The 2,590-nt window shown below is 46.3% G+C and carries 2 protein-coding genes; both read right to left on the bottom strand.

What is annotated here, in order from left to right:
- Window positions 1–104: 104 nt before the first annotated feature.
- Window positions 105–1,937, bottom strand: coding sequence for a reverse transcriptase/maturase family protein (locus DWX68_RS14395; RefSeq protein ID WP_118630022.1), 1,833 nt, complete (start codon window positions 1,935–1,937; stop codon window positions 105–107).
- Window positions 1,938–2,384: 447 nt separating this feature from the next.
- A partial coding sequence (locus DWX68_RS14785) for a hypothetical protein (protein ID WP_207663966.1) occupies window positions 2,385–2,590 on the bottom strand: 206 nt, incomplete at its 5' end.

The following is a 2,590-nucleotide window of genomic DNA, read 5'->3' as shown; positions in this document are numbered from 1 at the left end:
AGTAGGGTAAGAACCCGACGCCTTGCCATATTGCTATGGCAGGTTTCCGAGAACTCCCCTCCGAACCGGACTTACACCTCTCGATGTATCCGGCTCTCCAGATGTCAGTCTAACTTTCCTGCGTGTAACTTATCGTGACAGTCAATGCAGAGTGCCATTGTCTTGCGCTTACGCCCAATCATGGCGATTTCCCATTGTTTTCTGCCACTTAGATCTTTGAGTTTTCGTATATGGTGTATTTCAAGCGGCACATTCTCTGCACCACACCATTCACACCTGTTTGCTTGCAGTCTTTTTATAAGGCTATTACGCCCATAATTCTCAAAAATTCTTGCTACTATATCAGGATTTCCGCTTTCTACTTTAGTGTCCCGGCGGAACCCATTATTGTAAAACAGTACCTTTCCGACCTTGCCGTTTTTCTTCGGATATTCCACAACAAAATCTTTTCCTTGACGGTACTTGCGGATAATTCTGCTGATTCGTGTCCGATATTTTCCAGCAAAGGTTTTGAGCATACTGTATCTCATTACATAGTAGAAGTTGTTGAGTACAGACACGTTGTTTGCAAGTCGGTAGTAGTTATACAATCCACGGATTTCTGCGTTGTATTGGTTTAGGATTTCCAAATCGTCCAAGTGCAACAGGCGAGTGCGCCGGACAGGTTCCCAAACCTCTTTGTTTCCATTTTGTTTGTCGTATTTAATCTTGAGGGCATTGTAGGAGAACAGTCGTTTTACCCACTTATCATGGGGAACATAAAGTAAGACTTTTCCATTGTTTACCCGTCTGGTAGCCCCGGTTTTGGTCTTTTTGTTGTGTTCGCCTTTGGCGATTGTGACCTCATATCCCAAGAACTTCGCAGCGTCGTGTCCATGAGTAATCAATGTCTTTTCCTCGGACATTTCCAGATGGAGTTTGTCCCGGATAAAGCAGCCTACATCTTGTTTAATCTGTTCTGCGTCCTCTTTGCTGCCGATAACTCCGATTAAGAAATCATCGGCGTATCGGATATAGCAAAGCCGTTTATAGCTATCGTCCATCTGGTCGCTATACGGTATAGATTTCAGACTACGCCGCAGTTCCCGGATTTCTGCAATTAAGCCCTCTTTTTCTTCCACGCTCATTTTAGAGATATTTCTTTTAAGCCTTTGTTCTTTCCCCCGGCAGACATCCAATTTCTTCTTGAACGCAGGATTGATTTTACGGCGGTTTCCGCAGTTGAATTTCTCTGCATACTCTGCCATATAACTGTCCAGTTCGTTCATGTAGATGTTTGCAAGGATGGGGCTGATGATGGAGCCTTGCGGAGTGCCGGAATAAGTATTGTGATAATTCCAATCCTCCATATATCCGGCTTTCAAGAACTTCCAGAGCAGACCGATGAAATGTTCGTCTGCAATCCGCTTTCGCAAAATAGCAATCAACACATGATGGTCTACGTTGTCAAAACAGCCTTTTATATCTCCCTCAACGAACCACTTTGTCCCCGTAAAATATTTCTGCACATATTTGAGTGCCGTATGACAGCTTCTGTTTATACGGAAACCATGGGAATAATCGCTAAAGGTTGGCTCATAAATACTCTCTAAGATGAGCCGCACCACCTCCTGTATCAGTTTATCATCGAATGACGGTATCCCCAGAGGACGCATTTTCCCATTGGATTTCGGGATATACGTTCTCCTTGCCGGGTTAGGCTGATAACTAAAGTCCCGCATCTTTTCAATGAGGGCGTTTATCCTTGCCATTCCCATTCCGTCAATGGTTTTGCCGTCTGTTCCGGCTGTCATGTTGCCTGGTTTCGCCTGTATCCGCTGATATGCCAGCAGATAGAATTGTGGATTGTACAGGTTGCGGTATAACCGCTCGTACTTGTAACTCTTGTTACACGCCTTGGATTTTAGGCTTTCCAACACATTTTCAGGACTTCTCATAATGCCTCACGCACCTTTCCTTTTTATGAATTGGTTGACATCCTGCCTCCCTTCGCCATGTAGACGGCTTTCCCGCCCTCGGACTACTACGGAGGCTCCGTTGCCATGCCGGATATTCAGCGTCATCTTTCTTGGGTTTTTACCCCTTGAAATTTATCGCCTTGCGGCATTACGCATAGCCGGATAGTTCCGGCGTTCCGGTTTAGGCAATCTCCAGTTAGACACTTTGGGAAAAGCGTATTGTGATGTCGGTAGTGGGTTTTCGTCCTTTTCCGCTTACTGCGGCTGGCTGTCATAAGTATCGTGCGGTCTGTGTTTACCTGTCACATTCCGCTGTGACATACGGCGAATACAACCATCCTGCGCCGCCGGGTCGAGTATCCCGCCTCGGACTGCCCTTAAAGCAGTTTAGCCTTGCTCCTCATTCACAATGTTGCGTCTTGCCGCTCAGTCGTGGGTAGATGGTTTTCCCAACTTGCGATTTTTCCGATACGCTATTGTCCCCCTTGTGGTTTCCCTCTGGGGTAAATCGGATGACGCTAAAGTGACGCTTTTCACGTCTTTGATACTTTTCTTTACCGGCTTGCTAAAGCCGGGTTCCCAAAATGCCCGCACACCGCCTTTGGATGAAAAGCGGCGCTTCTGGACGCGCG

Source organism: Clostridium sp. AF20-7, from assembly GCF_003479275.1.
GTDB classification, from domain to species: domain Bacteria; phylum Bacillota; class Clostridia; order Lachnospirales; family Lachnospiraceae; genus Otoolea; species Otoolea fessa.
The sequence above is the reverse complement of the archived record's forward strand: the minus strand, read 5'-3'. Positions and strand labels throughout refer to the sequence as shown.

Coding starts and splice junctions, on each gene's coding strand:
- DWX68_RS14395 (WP_118630022.1), bottom strand. CDS start 1,937: ATGAGAAGTCCTGAAAATGTGTTGGAAAGCCTAAAATCCAAGGCGTGT.